Origin of the sequence: Bittarella massiliensis (ex Durand et al. 2017), assembly GCF_001486165.1 — a bacterium.
In the GTDB taxonomy this organism is placed as follows: domain Bacteria; phylum Bacillota; class Clostridia; order Oscillospirales; family Ruminococcaceae; genus Bittarella; species Bittarella massiliensis.
On the sequence record NZ_LN908977.1, the window covers coordinates 829,463 to 843,355 of the forward strand.

Annotated in this window: 14 protein-coding genes and 1 tRNA gene; 4 read left to right on the forward strand and 11 right to left on the reverse strand. The window is 60.6% G+C overall.

All coding sequences use genetic code 11. The annotated features are described in order from the left end of the window. Window positions 1-15 precede the first annotated feature (15 nt). The 3 genes from mutS to miaB form a co-directional block, all read right to left on the reverse strand. The gene (gene mutS / locus BN3266_RS10910) at window positions 16-2,619 is read right to left on the reverse strand and encodes a DNA mismatch repair protein MutS (protein WP_059005162.1); all 2,604 of its coding nucleotides are present in this window, start codon (window positions 2,617-2,619) and stop codon (window positions 16-18) included. A 90-nt stretch (window positions 2,620-2,709) separates the two neighbouring features. Then, entirely contained in the window at window positions 2,710-3,120 is a 411-nt protein-coding gene (locus BN3266_RS10915) for a YlbF/YmcA family competence regulator (RefSeq protein ID WP_021658643.1), read from the reverse strand. A gap of 90 nt (window positions 3,121-3,210) precedes the next feature. Next, window positions 3,211-4,629 carry a tRNA (N6-isopentenyl adenosine(37)-C2)-methylthiotransferase MiaB gene (gene miaB / locus BN3266_RS10920; RefSeq protein WP_242861763.1) on the reverse strand — a complete coding sequence of 473 codons (1,419 nt, stop codon included), beginning with the start codon at window positions 4,627-4,629 and terminating at the stop codon, window positions 3,211-3,213. Window positions 4,630-4,782: 153 nt separating this feature from the next. Between miaB and BN3266_RS10925 the strand changes: the two genes are divergently transcribed. Further along, entirely contained in the window at window positions 4,783-5,919 is a 1,137-nt protein-coding gene (locus tag BN3266_RS10925) for an AI-2E family transporter (protein ID WP_059005163.1), read from the forward strand. A gap of 74 nt (window positions 5,920-5,993) precedes the next feature. Here BN3266_RS10925 and BN3266_RS10930 read toward each other — a convergent pair whose 3' ends face one another. The 3 genes from BN3266_RS10930 to BN3266_RS10940 are packed head-to-tail and all read right to left on the reverse strand — an operon-like array spanning window position 5,994 to window position 8,195. Next, on the reverse strand, window positions 5,994-7,133 hold the full coding sequence (locus BN3266_RS10930; protein ID WP_059005164.1) for a DUF4097 family beta strand repeat-containing protein: 1,140 nt from the start codon (window positions 7,131-7,133) through the stop codon (window positions 5,994-5,996). Then, window positions 7,120-7,884, reverse strand: a complete 765-nt coding sequence (locus BN3266_RS10935; RefSeq protein ID WP_154669067.1) for a DUF1700 domain-containing protein — start codon at window positions 7,882-7,884, stop codon at window positions 7,120-7,122. The genes BN3266_RS10930 and BN3266_RS10935 overlap by 14 nt, the downstream gene beginning before the upstream one ends. After that, window positions 7,881-8,195 carry a PadR family transcriptional regulator gene (locus BN3266_RS10940; RefSeq protein ID WP_044991868.1) on the reverse strand — a complete coding sequence of 105 codons (315 nt, stop codon included), beginning with the start codon at window positions 8,193-8,195 and terminating at the stop codon, window positions 7,881-7,883. Before BN3266_RS10940 ends, BN3266_RS10935 begins: the two co-directional genes overlap by 4 nt. Before the next feature lie 160 nt (window positions 8,196-8,355). On the opposite strand from BN3266_RS10940, the gene BN3266_RS10945 reads away from it, so the two are divergent. Both BN3266_RS10945 and BN3266_RS10950 read left to right on the forward strand, forming a co-directional pair. Beyond that, window positions 8,356-8,862 (forward strand): GNAT family N-acetyltransferase, encoded by a 507-nt coding sequence (locus BN3266_RS10945; protein ID WP_059005166.1) that lies wholly within the window; start codon window positions 8,356-8,358, stop codon window positions 8,860-8,862. 179 nt (window positions 8,863-9,041) lie between these two features. Next, entirely contained in the window at window positions 9,042-10,055 is a 1,014-nt protein-coding gene (locus tag BN3266_RS10950; protein ID WP_154669068.1) for a hypothetical protein, read from the forward strand. A 282-nt stretch (window positions 10,056-10,337) separates the two neighbouring features. On the opposite strand, the gene BN3266_RS10955 is transcribed toward BN3266_RS10950, so the two are convergent. The 4 genes from BN3266_RS10955 to BN3266_RS10970 all read right to left on the reverse strand — a co-directional run bounded on the left by BN3266_RS10955 (window position 10,338) and on the right by BN3266_RS10970 (window position 12,640). After that, window positions 10,338-10,928, reverse strand: coding sequence for a GNAT family N-acetyltransferase (locus BN3266_RS10955; RefSeq protein ID WP_059005168.1), 591 nt, complete (start codon window positions 10,926-10,928; stop codon window positions 10,338-10,340). A gap of 12 nt (window positions 10,929-10,940) precedes the next feature. Continuing rightward, a complete protein-coding gene (locus BN3266_RS10960) occupies window positions 10,941-11,807 on the reverse strand; it encodes an aminoglycoside phosphotransferase family protein (protein WP_059005169.1) in 867 nt (288 codons plus the stop codon). Between the two features lie 125 nt (window positions 11,808-11,932). Further along, complete coding sequence (locus BN3266_RS10965) at window positions 11,933-12,250, reverse strand: CD3324 family protein (protein ID WP_082671803.1); 318 nt, start codon at window positions 12,248-12,250, stop codon at window positions 11,933-11,935. A gap of 298 nt (window positions 12,251-12,548) precedes the next feature. Then, window positions 12,549-12,640, reverse strand: a tRNA-Ser gene (locus tag BN3266_RS10970). A gap of 133 nt (window positions 12,641-12,773) precedes the next feature. On the opposite strand from BN3266_RS10970, the gene BN3266_RS10975 reads away from it, so the two are divergent. Then, window positions 12,774-13,196, forward strand: coding sequence for a hypothetical protein (locus tag BN3266_RS10975; protein ID WP_021658237.1), 423 nt, complete (start codon window positions 12,774-12,776; stop codon window positions 13,194-13,196). A 7-nt stretch (window positions 13,197-13,203) separates the two neighbouring features. Here the strand turns inward: BN3266_RS10975 and BN3266_RS10980 are convergent, their stop codons facing one another. Then, window positions 13,204-13,881, reverse strand: a complete 678-nt coding sequence (locus BN3266_RS10980) for a lipase family protein (RefSeq protein ID WP_021658238.1) — start codon at window positions 13,879-13,881, stop codon at window positions 13,204-13,206. Between the last annotated feature and the right edge of the window lie 12 nt (window positions 13,882-13,893).

Here is a 13,893-nt window from a genome sequence, read left to right on the forward strand (position 1 = left end):
TCTTCCCGGCGGCCCCTACTCCCTGGCGATCTTGACCAGCTCGTACAGGAAGTTGAGGGCCTCGATGGGGGTGTAGGCGTTGGGGTCGATTTCCCGGACCTTCTGCACCAGGGCGCTCTCCACCGCCGAGGAGAAGAGGTCGGGCACCGCCTCCTCCCGCGGGGCGGCCGGTGTCGCGGCCTGGGGGGCCTGCGCCTCCAGCGAAGCCAATATCTCCTTGGCCCGCTCCACCACCGCGCCGGTCACCCCTGCCAGTTTGGCCACCTCGATGCCGTAGCTCTCGTCGGCCCCACCGGGGATGATCCGCCGCAGGAAGGTGATGTCGTCCCCCCGCTTCTTCACGGCGATGTTGTAGTTTTTCACGTTGGGCAGGGCCCTCTCCACCTCGGTGAGTTCGTGGTAGTGGGTGGCAAAGAGGGTCTTGGCCCCCAGCTTTTTGGGGTCGGCGATGTACTCGATCACCGCCCGAGCGATGCTCATCCCGTCAAAGGTGGAGGTGCCGCGGCCGATTTCGTCCAGGATCAAGAGGCTCTGTTTGGTGGCGTTGTCCAGTATGTAGGCCACCTCGCTCATCTCCACCATAAAGGTGGACTTGCCCGCCGACAGGTCGTCGGAGGCGCCCACCCGGGTAAAGACCGCGTCCACGACGCCGATCTCCGCCGCCGAGGCGGGGACAAAGCAGCCCACCTGCGCCATGAGGGTGATGAGGGCCACCTGCCGCATGTAGGTGGACTTGCCGGCCATATTGGGGCCGGTGATGATGGCCACCAGGTTTTCCCGCCCGTCGAGCAGGGTGTCGTTGGGGACAAAGGGCACGTCCTTTTGCAGCTGCTCCACCACCGGGTGGCGGCCGTCCTTGATTTGGATGCGGCTGCCGCCGGTCATCTGGGGCCGGCAGTAGCCGTTGCGGGCGGATACCTCGGCGAAGGAGCAGAAGACATCCAGCCGGGCCAGGGCCTTGGCGGTGGTCTCCACCTCCTCGATGCGGGCGGCGATCTCCTTGCAGACGCCGTCGTAGAGGGTGCGCTCCAGGGCGATGATGCTGTCGTTTGCGCCCAGGATGCGGTTTTCCAGCTCCTTGAGCTCCTGGGTGATATAGCGCTCGCAGTTGACCAGGGTCTGCTTGCGGATAAAGCCGTCCGGCACCAGTTCGGTCTGGGACTTGCTGACCTCGATAAAGTAGCCGAACACCTTGTTGAAGCCGATTTTCAGGTTGCGGATGCCGGTCTCCTCTTTCAGGCGGGCCTCCATCTGCATGAGGATGTCCTTGCTGTTTTCAATTAGGTCCCGCAGCTCGTCCACCTCGGCGTTGTAGCCCCGCTTGATGACCCGGCCGTCCTTGAGGGTCACCGGCGGGTCGTCCTCGATGGCCCGGTCCACCAGCTCCTTGATTTCGGGCAGTTCGCTGATTTGCAGGTGGCACTCCACCAGGGCGCTGCTGTGCCGTTCGGCCAGCAGGTCCCGGACAGGGGGGAGTTGCTGTGCTGTAAAGGAGAGCGCCTTTACCTCTTTTGGGGAGGCGCTGCCGTAGACGATGCGGGACATCAGCCGCTCCACATCGGCGATGTGGGAGAGGTGCTCGGCAATGTCGGCGCGCGCCGAGGGCTGGTCCACCAGCTCCTCCACCGCGTCCAGCCGCTTTTCGATGTGGACAATGTTTTGCAGCGGCTGTTCCAGGTAGCTGCGGATGAGGCGCTTGCCCATAGCGGTGTGGGTGCGGTCGAGCACCCAGAGCAGGCTGCCCTTCTTCTCCCCCCGGCGCATAGTCTCGGTGAGTTCCAGGTTGCGGCGGGTGTTGATGTCCAGGTTCATGTACTGCTCGCAGCGGTAAAAGTCCAGCTCCCGGATGCGGGAGACCCCTTTTTGCTGGGTGTGGTCCAGGTAGTGCAGCAGGATGGAGAGGGCCAGGACGCACTCTTCCCTGTCCTCGAGCTGCAAGTCGGAGAGGGCGATGGCGTCAAACTGGGCGAGGATGCGAGCCTCGTTCTCCTCTCTGCCGAACTGGTCGCCCACCAGCTTGACCGCCCGGCAGCCGATGGCCTCCTTCACGGCCTCTAGGTGGTATTTCAGTTGGAGGGAGTTTTGACAGAGGAGGATCTCGCTGGGGGAGAATTTTCCCAGCTGGTCCACCAGCTTCTGGCGGACATCCCGCCCCCGCAGTTCGGTCACCAGACACTCGCCGGTGGAGACGTCGGCAAAGCAGACCCCGCAGCGGTTTTTCCCGGTGGCCACGGCGCAGAGGTAGTTGTTCTTCCCCTCTTCCAGCATCCCGCCCTCCAGCAGGGTGCCGGGGGTGTAGATGCGAATGACCTCCCGCTCCACCAGATTGGGGCCCTTGGTGGGCTCGCTCATCTGCTCGCAGACGGCCACGTTGTACCCCTTTTTCAGCAGCCGCTGAATGTAGGCCTCGCAGCTGTGGTAGGGCACGCCGCACATGGGGGCGCGCTCCTCCTGGCCGCAGTCGCGGCCGGTGAGGGTCAGTTCCAGCTCTTTGGAGACCTTGATGGCGTCGTCAAAGAACATCTCGTAGAAGTCGCCCAGGCGAAAAAAGAGGATCTCGTCCTTGTGCTGCTCCTTGATGTCCATGTACTGCTGCATCATCGGTGACAGTGGTGCCATTTTTTACCTCTCCATCCAATCAAAGTGTGCGAAAGAAAAAGGGGCGGCGCGGCCTCTCCCGCCGGGGAGAGGCCGCCCGCCGCGCCCCGCTTACTGCCCGCAGCCGGAGCAGGAGGAGCAGTTGCCGCCACAGCCGGCGGCGCTCACGTCGATCTCGTCGGGGTCCTCGCCGTTGATGGCCATCATCAAGATGTTGGTGATCTGGTTGGCCAGCTTGTCCACCTCGTCCTTGGCGGCGCTGAAGGCCAGCATGTGGGGGTTTTTCATGATTTCGGTGTAGAGGGTGCGCATCTCGGCGTTGAGCTGGTCGATACGGGCTTTGTCCTTCTCGCTCTTGCTCATCTCGGCGTTGAGGTTCATCCGCACCAGGTTGAACTTGCCGATGGCAGCCCCCAGCTCCTTGTCCTCGTCGTTTTGCTGCTGGGCCAACTGCAGGGCCAGGTAGCGCTCGTCCTTCTGAATTTCCTTGGCCAGTTCTCTGGCCTGTGCGATAATATCCATTTTCAAATCCTCCGCTCTCTCCCCCGCGCCCTTTGGCGGGCTTCGGGGGGACAAATCGTTCATTTTCTCTTTTGGAGTCGGGGCAGGGGGCTAAACCAGCTCGCCCGCCACCGCCCAGTTTTGCGCCTCGGTGATCTTGACCTGAACAAACTGTCCGCCAAGGCCCTCCTCCCCGGCAAAGGCGACCACGGTCCCGTGCTCGTCCCGCCCGGTCATCTGCCCGGGCTGTTTGCCGGGGCCGTCCACCAGCACCCGCAGGGTCTGGCCCACCAGCCCCGCAAAGCGGGCGCTGCCGACGGCGCGCTGTACCTCTTGCAGTTGGGCAAACCAGCGGCTCTTCTCGGCCGCGGGGATGGGGTCTTCCATCCCCGCGGCGCGGGTGCCCGGCCGAGGGGAGAAGATGAAGATGAAGAGGCTGGCGTAGCCCACCTCCCGCACCAGATCCACCGTCTGCAAAAATTCCTCTTCGCTCTCGCCGGGGAAGCCGACAATGATGTCGCTGGTAAAGGTGACGCCGGGGATGACCGCCTTGGCGTAGGCGATCTTTTCCAGATAACCCGCCCGGTCGTAGTGGCGGTTCATCTCCCGCAGCACCCGGTCGCTGCCCGACTGCACCGGCAGGTGGATGTGGCTGCAGAGCTTCTCCTCCCTGGCGATGAGGTCCAGGAGCTTATGGGTGATGTCCTTGGGGTGGGAGGTCATGAACCGCACCCAGAAGTCGCCGGGGATGCGGCAGATGCGCGCGAGCAGGTCGGCAAAGTCGCAGGGCTCGTCCAGCCCCTTGCCGTAGCTGTTGACGTTTTGCCCCAGCAGGGTGATCTCTTTGTACCCGGCCTCCACCAGGCCGCGCACCTCGGCCACCACGTCCTCGGGGCGGCGGCTGACCTCGCGGCCGCGCACCAGGGGCACCACGCAGTAGGAGCAGAAGTTGTCGCAGCCGTACATGATGGGGACCCAGGCCTTGACCGACCCGTCCCGGCGCACCGGCATCCCCTCGACGATCACGTTCTCCCCCTCCTCGGCGTCGAAGACCCGGGCGGGGCTGCCCTGCCGCCCCCGCAGCACCTCGCAGAGGTTTTGGGGGAAATTTTGCAGGGCGTGGGTGCCAAAGACCAGATCCACAAAGGGATAGCTGCGGCGGATGCGCTCCTGCACCGGCTTTTGCTGCATCATGCAGCCGCACAGGCCGATGACCATGCCGGGGTTTTTGGCCTTGTAGCCCTTGAGGGCCCCCACGTTGCCGTAGAGCTTTTGCTCGGCGTGCTCCCGCACGGCGCAGGTGTTGTAGATGACCAGGTCGGCCTCCTCCCGGCGCTCGGTGAAGTCGTAGCCGATCTCGGCGAGCATCCCCTTGATCTTCTCCCCGTCGCTGACATTCTGCTGGCAGCCGTAGGAGTGGATGTGGGCCAGGGGCCGCCGGGCCCCGTAGAGGGCGAGGCATTGCTGTCTGGCGGCCTCGATCCCCGCGCTGGAAAAGCGGGGGGAAGGCGGGTTTGTTTGGGTCTTCAAAGGTGTTCCTCCTAATTTGTCCATTCGCGTTTCATCATACCATTTTTGTCTCTTTGCTTCAAGTTCCGGTTGTGAAGATTATGAAAATTCGCAGAAAACCTTCCATCTTTTTTCCGGGTATACTATAATTGGAATTTATAAGGATGTGATTTTTTGAAACCGACGCAAGACTTCAACTTCAAGCGGTGGGTCTGGCCCATCACCTACGGCATTCTGCTCTTCTTTTTGCTGCAAAACATCGGCCGCATCTTCAACCTGGCGGACGGGATGATGGGGCTCCTCTCCCCCATCGTCATCGGCTTTTTCATCGCCTTTATCCTCAACATCCCCATGCGGGCCATCGAGCGGGGGCTGGTCAATCGCTTCCTCGTCCGCAAGGAACTGCCCTCCCTGCGCCGCACCATCTCCATCCTGCTGACGCTGCTGGTGGTGATCCTCCTCTTCACCGTCATCGTCCGCTATGTGGGCCCCCAGCTCACCGACAGCGTGATGCTGCTGGGCCGGCAGATGCCCGGCTACATGAACGAGGTGCAAAAGTGGGTGACCGACATCTCGCAAAACGTCGAGCTGCCCGCCGAGGTGGCCACCAAACTCACCACCTATTTCAACGACGCCCTGCAGTGGCTGCTCAACTTCCTCACCGACTTTGTGCCCAAACTCATCGGCGGGGTGGTGGGCTTTGCCTCCAGCCTCATCAACGTCTTCATGGGCCTCGTCTTCGCCCTCTACATGCTCTTCAACAAGGAGAAGATGGTGCGCGGGGTGAAAAAACTCACCGCCGCCCTCCTCCCCGAGAACATCTTCCGCAAGGTGCACGACGTGGCCGCACTCACCAACAACACCTTCAACGGCTACTTCACCGGCCAGCTCACCGAGGCCTTTGTCCTCGGCGGCCTCTGCTTTTTGGGGATGAGCATCTTCCGCTTCCCCTACGCCCCCCTCATCAGCGTCATCGTGGGGGTCACCGCCCTCATCCCCATCCTGGGCGCCTATCTGGGGGCCATCCCCAGCGCCTTCCTCATCCTCATTGAAAACCCCATCAAGGCCCTGTGGTTCGTCATCTTCATCGTCTGCCTGCAGCAGTTGGAGGGCAGTCTCATCTACCCCCGCATCGTGGGCTCCTCCATCGGCCTCACCGGCTTTTGGGTGATGGCGGCCCTCATCGTCGGCGGCGGCATCGCCGGCATCCCCGGGGTCATCATCGGCGTCCCCGCCTGCTCGGTCCTCTACACCCTCACCTCCAAAAAGACAAACGAGGTCCTCAAGAAAAAACAGCTGGACATCCGCTGAACCCCACCGGCAAAAAAGCGGCGCCGCCTTTATGGGCGGCGCCGCTTTTTGCACGTTCAGAAAGAAAACCAGGTTCAGGACTGGGTGAAGGAGATGTCGATGTTGCCATTGGTGGTGGTGCAGTAAAACTGCTTCTGCGCGCCCGTCCCGCCGCTCTCGCCCAGGTTGGACTTGCCGTTGGTGGTGGTGCAGCGGTAGTTGTAGTCGCCCTGGCTGCCCACAAAGCTGCCCTTGATGGAGGCGTTGGTGGTCTTGAAGTTGGCGGTGGTGGCCTCCATCCGCTCAAACTCGACCCGGCCGTTTTTGGAGATGGCGGTAAAGGTCTTTCTACAAGCGATGCGCTCGAGCCGCACGGCGGCGTTGGTGGTCTCCACCGTGGCCACTCCCGCCTGGGAATCCTCCAGGGTGAGGGAGCCGTTGGTGGTCTTGAGCCAGAGGGTGTTCCCCACGTCCAGGGCCCGCCCTTTGATGGTGCCGTTTCTGGTCTCTGCCTCCAGTTCACCGCTGGCGGTGACGCTGTCCAGGTCGATGGAGGAGTTGGTGGTCTTCATCTCCAGCCGGCCCGCCTTGACCTGGGTGAGGTGCAGCGAGCCGTTGGTGGTCGAGAGGGTGGTCGTCCCCTCCACCGACAGGTCCTCCAACTCGATGCGGGCGTTGGTGGTGCTGGCCTTCAACTGGGGCAGGGTGCAGCTCTCCACCTCGATGGCGGCATTGGAGGTGTCCAGCGACAGGTCCGCCAACCGCTCCATCCCGTTACAGCTGATCTTGCCGTTGGTGGTGCGCACCGAGAGCAGTTTCTGGTAGTCCTGCGGCACCCGCAGGACACAGCGGGTGCGGGCCTCGTTCAGGCCGCTGAACATTCCCGACCAGACCCGACGCAGCCAGTTGTAGTGCCGCTCGGTGTTGACGCTGCGCACCCGCAGCACCCCGTTCTCGTTGGTTATTTCAAACTTGCAGTACTTGGTCTCGGTGTACTCGAGGGCGATCTCCGTCCCCTCGGCGGGGAGGATCTCCACCCGCCGGTTGCCCAGTTCCAGGCGGATCTCCTCCACCCCCGCGGCCGGGGCGCTGTAACTCTTCTCCTCGATTTCGTCGTTGGTGGCGTCCAACTGCCAGACGTCGAAGCCGACCATGGCAAAGGCGCCGCCCGCCAGCAGGGCCCCGGCGACACAGAGCGCCGCGGCGGCGATCAGCCAACCCCTAATGTGCTTCATTGACAGCAGCCCCCTTTCTCTTTTTTCCAATGCTGCCCAGCCAGCCGAAGAGGGCGCTGCAGCCCTTCATCATGGCCTTTGCCAGCCCCCATCCCCCCAGGAAGGAGAGGATGGCAAACCCCGCGAACAGCAGGCAGATCCCGATTTGGAAGGCCCCGATCACGGTGTTTTGCGCCAGCAGCGCAAAGGAGGGCACCAAGTAGATGAATCCCGCCGCCAAAAAGGCGAAGGACATGACAAACAGGGAGAGCACCATCACCCACCCGGCGAAGAGCAGGGCCAGGACGACCATGCCGACCGCCAGCGCCAAACTCGCCCAGATGGGGCTGGTCACCGCCAGCAGCACGATCTTCAGCACCTGGCTGTCCTCTTTCTGGCGGGGCGGCGGGGGTGCGTAGGGCTGGCCGTAGGGCGGTGCGCCGTAGTTCCCCGCCGGGGGGGCGCCGTAGGGCGGACGAGGGGCGGTGAAAGGCGCTTGTCCCCCCATCTGCGGCCGCGGGTCGCCGGTCGGAGGCGTCTGCGGCGGAGGCGCGGCGGGTTCCTTCTTGGCGCCGCCCTCGCTCTCGGCAATCAGTTTGTCGGCGATCTCCTCCACCGGGCCAAACTGGGCGATGACCTCCTCCTCGTCCATCCCCGCCTCCAGCTTGTCGGCGATCATCTCATTGTAGTAGTCCATGGCCATGTCCCGCTCGCCCTCTGACAGCGGCGCGATCTTCTGGCGCAGGGCGTTCATAAATTCGTCCCGTCTCACAGTGCATCCTCCCCCAAAATATAGCAGTATATCCTCTTTAGCTGCGGCCAGTCCCCGGCGAACTCGCCCAGGCGGCGGACCCCCTCTTCGGTGATCTTGTAGTATTTGCGCAGGCGGCCGTTGTGTGCCTGGGAATAGGTGGTGAGACAACCGTTTCCCTCCAGGCGCTTGAGGATCGGATAGAGAGTCGACTCCGATATCTCTATATATTCTGAGAGATCGCCTATGATTTTGTACCCGTATGAGTCCTCTTTTTTCAGGGCGGTGAGGACACATGCCTCCAGCAGCCCCTTTTTCATCTGTACGTCGATGGCTCATCCCTCCTTACACATAATACTATATTGTACATAGTATACTTTGTCAACCCCTTTTCCCCTCTTTTCTGAAGGTTGCAAAAAAAGGGGGGATGGGGCATAATAAAGGGCGTTTGAAAAAGAAGGAAAACAGACTGCGAGAGAAAGGAGATCAGCTGTGAAAAACCGCTTTGTCACCCCGGGAGGCGAATTTGTCATCCGCCCCACGCGGGAAGAGGACTGCCCGCTCATCCTCTCCTTTATCAAGGAGCTGGCCGAGTACGAGAAGATGGGCGACTTGGTGGAAGCCACCGTCGAGACCCTGCGCCACTCCCTCTTTGGGCGGGGGGCCGCCCGCTGCGTCATCGGCGAGCTGGAGGGGGAGCCGGTGGGGTTTGCCCTCTACTTCTTCAACTTCTCCACCTTTGTCGGCAAGCCCGGCCTCTATCTGGAGGACCTGTTCGTCCGCCCGGCCCACCGCGGGCTGGGGCTGGGCAAGCTCCTGCTGCAATACCTGGCCAACCTGGCGCGGGAGGAGGACTGCGGCCGGATGGAGTGGTTCTGCCTGGACTGGAACGCCCCCTCCATCGCCTTTTACAAAAAGATGGGCGCCCGCCCGCTGGACGATTGGACGGTCTTTCGCCTGGACGCCCAGGCCCTGGAGGACCTCGCCTTTCCCCAGTAGCCGCCCTCTCCAAAAGCCGGCAACGCCTCCTCTTTTGAGGGGGCGTTTTGTGCGCTCCCGGCGATCCGTCCCCGCAGCGGGATTGCCAGGAAGGCACTTTTTTTGTATACTGTCTTTAAAAGGCGTTCCGATGAACCTGTTTTTTTAGAAATTTGAGCAGAAAAGGGGGCGAAACCACCTTGCAAAGACAGCGCGTTCCCACCCTGCGCCTGGTCGCCTGCCTGGCGGCTGCCTCCCTTTTGTTGGGCGGCTGCGCCGCCTTCTCCCAAGACGACGCTCCCCTCTCCTCCCCTGTCAGCGCGGCCGACCTGGGGATCGACATGGACTGCAGGGACCAGGGCCGTCTCACCGCCGGAGACAAAAATTACATCTACGCCGCAGGCAGACGGGGCATCTACCAAATCGGCAGGGGAACAGCCAGCGGCGAGTTGATCCTCCCCCTGTCCTCCCGGGCGCAGTACCTCATCCGCTACCAGAAATACCTCTACTACCTGCAAGACGGCGCCCTCTTCGCCCTGGATCTACAGACCCGCGCCGTCCACCCCCTGGGGATCGAAGCGGGGGATGTCTCCCTCCTCAAAAACGCCCTCTATGTCACCACCCCAGACGGCGGCGACCGGCTGCTCTACCGGCTGCAAAATCCCCTCACCCCGACCCTGGAAGAGCGGGTGCCCGCCGAGGAGGGGACCGCCTACCCCCACTTTTACACCGGTATCCTCGACGGCGCTGCCGGCGTCGCCTACCGGGAATGGGCGGACCCAAAAGACCCCCTCTCCCTGACCGTCGCCCTCCTCTCCCCCGACGCGGGGGAACTGTCCGCCCCCATCTCCCTGCCCAGCGAGCGCAACGGCTCCCACCTGGTCACCCCGGAGGGCGTCTACTACGCGGACAACGGCATCTACCGGGCCCCCTTCGGCGGCAGCCGGATGCACCTCACCGTCAACCACTCGACCGCCCCCCTCTTCATCGCCTATGACAGCCAATGGGTCTATTTTATGGACGTGGCCAACTCGGAGAAAAGGGTCTACCGGCTGCGCTGGGAGACGGTGGAGGAGATCCCCCGCTTGCAGGGGATCGACTCCTTTGAGGTCATCTGCGACTGGATCTATTTCTACGACGAGACCTCCGACGTCCTCTGCCGCATTTACATGGGGCTGCCCGAGAGCTCTTTACAGGTGGAAACCGAATTTTAGACAAACCAGCAAACAGAAAAGGCGGCTGATTTTCAGCCGCCTTTTCTGTTTGCCCTGCAAGATGGGAACAGGGGGCCGATGGGCCGATAGGATGCCCCTCTCCTTTGGCCCCTCGAGAAGGAGCTCGGCGCCCGCCCCTGCTACCAGCCAAAAAAGAAGCAACCCCAAAAGGCGGTTGCTTCTTCCCCACACGTCGGCACAAAACGCCCTTGCAAAGAGCAGTCCGAACCACGGCATTTATCCGTTTGTCGCTCTGTTTTCAACTTTGGGGCTGCAATGGCGCTAGACGTCCCTTTCCACGAAGTGCTTTTCGTACTGGTTCCAGTATTTTTTAAAGACACGGCTGTCGTCTCCGTCAAGATTTAGCTGGTACAGCCGAAAAACGACGGGAATATCTTTGGGCTGCCACTGCTCTTCATAGGAATAGCAGTACTTCATCCCCACCTGCTTCATCACCCCACCACTGCGGGGATTGTTGACGTCGTGGGTTGCTGTGATATAGGGAAGCCCGTCTTTTCTTACCTGTTCTACAAGGGCTTTTCCCGCCTCGGTCACAATGCCTTGATGCCAGAACTCCTTTCGCAGAGCATAGCCAAAATCGTGGCTTTCGTCCATATCCACCTTGATGTAGCCGATTGGAAAGTTGTCTCCCTTCAAGCAGATGGCATAGGCGTAGGCCCGGGGCTTTTCATAGTTGGCCGCATACCTCTCTTCGTAAAAAGCCCTTGCGTCCGCCACGCTTTTGGCGGGGAACCAGGGCAAAAAGGTATTGACCTCCCCGTCTTTCAAAAGCAGGTAGAGCGCCTCCATATCCTCCTCTGTAAACTTTCTCAAAATCAGGCGCTCCGTCTCCAAAACAGGGGTATTTTCCATGTTGCATCCTCCTTACCCTTCGCTGTACTCCCTCAAAATTGCATTTATCGTGTGCCTGGCGTTGCCGGCCACCAGGGGCTCCGGCGCGCGATAGGTCACCAGCGCCTTCCACAGCGCCCATCCCCTTGCCCGAGCGATCGTGCCGGTGTCCAGGCCCTGCAAAAAGGCCCTTCTGCTGCTGCCGTCAAAATATGTCCACGCCATGGCGTAGTCGCAGGCGGGATCGCCAACCCCCATGATGCCAAAGTCAATAACGCCGCAGAGGTCGCCGTCTTTCACCAAAAGGTTGCCCGGCGCAACGTCGCCGTGAAGCCACACAGGGGCGGCGTTCCACTCTGTCGCAACGGCCTCTCTCCATATCTCCTGAATGCTGCGGACCGGCAGAACAAATTCTAAATCGCGCAGGGAGGACGCGACCTGGCGGCTGTAAACAGCCGGGTTTGCACCCCTAAAAAAGTTGTGTGCCCCCGCAGCGGGCCCTCCCTCGGGACAGACGCCCTGCAGCTCTTTCAGAAAGGCCGAGAGCTGGGTGGCGATCCGCACCTTCTCAGAAACGGCACATCCGCTCAAGGGTCCGCCCTCCACATATACATTGACCGACCAGGGAAACGGATAGTACCCCGTGGCCTTTCCCTGCGCAAGGGGCCGCGAGATCGGGAGGGACAGATTTGACGCCAAAAATGGGAGCCACTTTCCCTCTTTTTCGATTTGCGGGACGTACTCTTGGCCGCTTGGCAGGCGGATGGTCATCTGCTCGCCCAAGTGAAATGTCCTGTTGTCGTGTCCGCTCTGTGCAACCGGCCTGATTTCCAGATGGGCCCATTGGGGAAACTGCTCCTCTATCAGCCGGGTGACCACTTCGGTCGAAATGTTAACCATAGAAACTCCTTTTCGGTTCGGCGGTATCTGTTTTTATTATAGAAAATCCGGCATCCCCTTTACAACCTACAAATTTGTTATACACAAAAAATAGGGGGCCGCAGAACGCCTGCAGCCCCCTATTTTTACACGCCCCGCTTTCTCTGTGAGGTGAGGATCCGCTCTATGCCCTTTAACGAAAGGCTGTATTTGTCCGACAGCGCCTCTATGGGAACGCCTTTTTGGTACTCTCGGCAAATTTCGAGATCCCTTTTCGCAAAGAATTCACGCGCCCCACTTTTGCTTCCCCAAGACTTTCTCTTGCGGCTGGGGATGTAGAGGTATTCACCGTCAACATATTTCTGTATTTCTCTCACCAGATCAGCGGGCAGTCGCTCCGTTGCAGATTGATAACCCATTTTGCTCTCCTCAATTGGCATTTTCTCAAATTCCAAATAAGGCATAGCAAAAACTACTCCAACGAATTAAAGAGAGACGACATCCGTCGCAATAGCCTTTGCTATGCGACAAGTTTTGAACAGTACGCGCATGAAAAATCACCCTTTCAAACGATTCGCCTCCATTGTATCTTTGGACGCTTTTCCTGTCAAGAAATAAGGGGGCCGGGCACCCCAAGTCACGGCAGGGCAGCTCTCCCCCCGCCGCGCAGGTGCCGGTCGGCGGGCCCCACGCCCTCCTCTGAAAAGCCCACTTTTTTCAAAAAGGCGCAAAAAAAGAAGCAACCAAATCGGTTGCTTCTCGTGGCGGAAAGAGAGGGATTCGAACCCTCGAGACGGTATCACCGCCTACACGATTTCCAGTCGTGCGCCTTCGACCAGCTCAGCCATCTTTCCGCATATCGCAGGGCGCTCATTTATTATACCCATGGGTTTCCAAAAAATCAACCCCCTTTTTTTCATTTTCGCAAATAATTTGTCTCTTTGCGCCCACACTATCTGCAAAACCAAAATAGGGGGAAAACGAATCATGGACCAGAACACCGAACTGCTCGACTTCATCTACAAAAACACCGAAATGGGGCTCTCCACCCTCGACCGGCTGGTGGGGATCGCCGAGGACGACCACTTCAAGGTCGCCCTCCTCACCCAGAAGGAAGAATACCACAAAATCTTCGCCGAGGCCAAACAGCTGGCCGGGGTGGAGCTGGAAAAGACCGGCGCCATGGCCAAGTTCTCGGCCTATATGATGCTGGAGCTCAAGACCCTGGCCGACAACTCTCCCTCCCACATCGCCGAGATGCTCATTCAGGGCAGCACCATGGGGGTGGTGGACATGACCAAGCGGCTCAAGGAGTACACCTGCGCCAGCGACGAGGTGCGCGCCCTGGCCCAAAAACTGCTGGAGACCGAGCAGCAAAACATCGAGACCATGAAGGGGTTTTTGCGCTAGCAGGCCGTCACAGCCCCTGGGAGCGGAGCAGCCCCCGATAGTAGTTTTGCGGCCGGTGGGCCTCAAAGGAGACGGCGCCCGGCAGCCGCGGGGGGCCGACGGCGACCCGGATGCCCACGTGGCGAAACCCCATCCAGGCAAAGGGCACCTTGGTGACGATGTCGTTGCCGTTTTCCACCCGAAAGGTCTTGAACACCCGCCGGTTGAAGGACTGGGCAAAGGCCCGGTTGCCCACCCGCGGGCAGCCAAAGAGAACCACCTCAAAATCCTTCTCGGGAAAGTTGTACTGCAGGTCCACCGCGCACAAAACCGCCAGCGCCGCCCCGTAGGAGTGGCCGGTGACCCGCACCTTCTCCGCCTCTTTGGGGAGAAAATAGCGGATGGCGTCGCGCACTTCGGGGTTTTTGTACATGTCGATGAAGCCCCCGTGCACCCGAATTTTGGAAGCGGTGTTGTCGTAGGGGATCTTCTTTTTGCAAAAGCGAAAATCGGTGGCCCAGTCCCTGGCCGAATCGGTTCCCCGAAAGGCGATGTAGACCGTCTTTCCCACGCACTCCATATAGAGCTGGATCCCCGTCTTTCCGCTGTCGATAAAGCGCACTTCCCGCCCCTTTTTCACCGGCAGGTTGTCGCCATAAGCCGCGGCCGACAGTTCCAGCATCGCAGCAAAGCCCTTGTATTCCATCTTCAAAACACC

Excerpts from the sequence above, each read along its gene's own strand:
- mutS (WP_059005162.1), bottom strand. The coding sequence starts at position 2,619 with ATGGCACCACTGTCACCGATGATGCAGCAGTACATGGACATCAAGGAG.
- BN3266_RS10915 (WP_021658643.1), bottom strand. The coding sequence starts at position 3,120 with ATGGATATTATCGCACAGGCCAGAGAACTGGCCAAGGAAATTCAGAAG.
- BN3266_RS10930 (WP_059005164.1), bottom strand. The coding sequence starts at position 7,133 with ATGAAGCACATTAGGGGTTGGCTGATCGCCGCCGCGGCGCTCTGTGTC.
- BN3266_RS10955 (WP_059005168.1), bottom strand. The coding sequence starts at position 10,928 with ATGGAAAATACCCCTGTTTTGGAGACGGAGCGCCTGATTTTGAGAAAG.
- BN3266_RS10960 (WP_059005169.1), bottom strand. The coding sequence starts at position 11,807 with ATGGTTAACATTTCGACCGAAGTGGTCACCCGGCTGATAGAGGAGCAG.
- BN3266_RS10965 (WP_082671803.1), bottom strand. The coding sequence starts at position 12,250 with ATGCCTTATTTGGAATTTGAGAAAATGCCAATTGAGGAGAGCAAAATG.
- BN3266_RS10975 (WP_021658237.1), top strand. The coding sequence starts at position 12,774 with ATGGACCAGAACACCGAACTGCTCGACTTCATCTACAAAAACACCGAA.
- BN3266_RS10980 (WP_021658238.1), bottom strand. The coding sequence starts at position 13,881 with ATGGAATACAAGGGCTTTGCTGCGATGCTGGAACTGTCGGCCGCGGCT.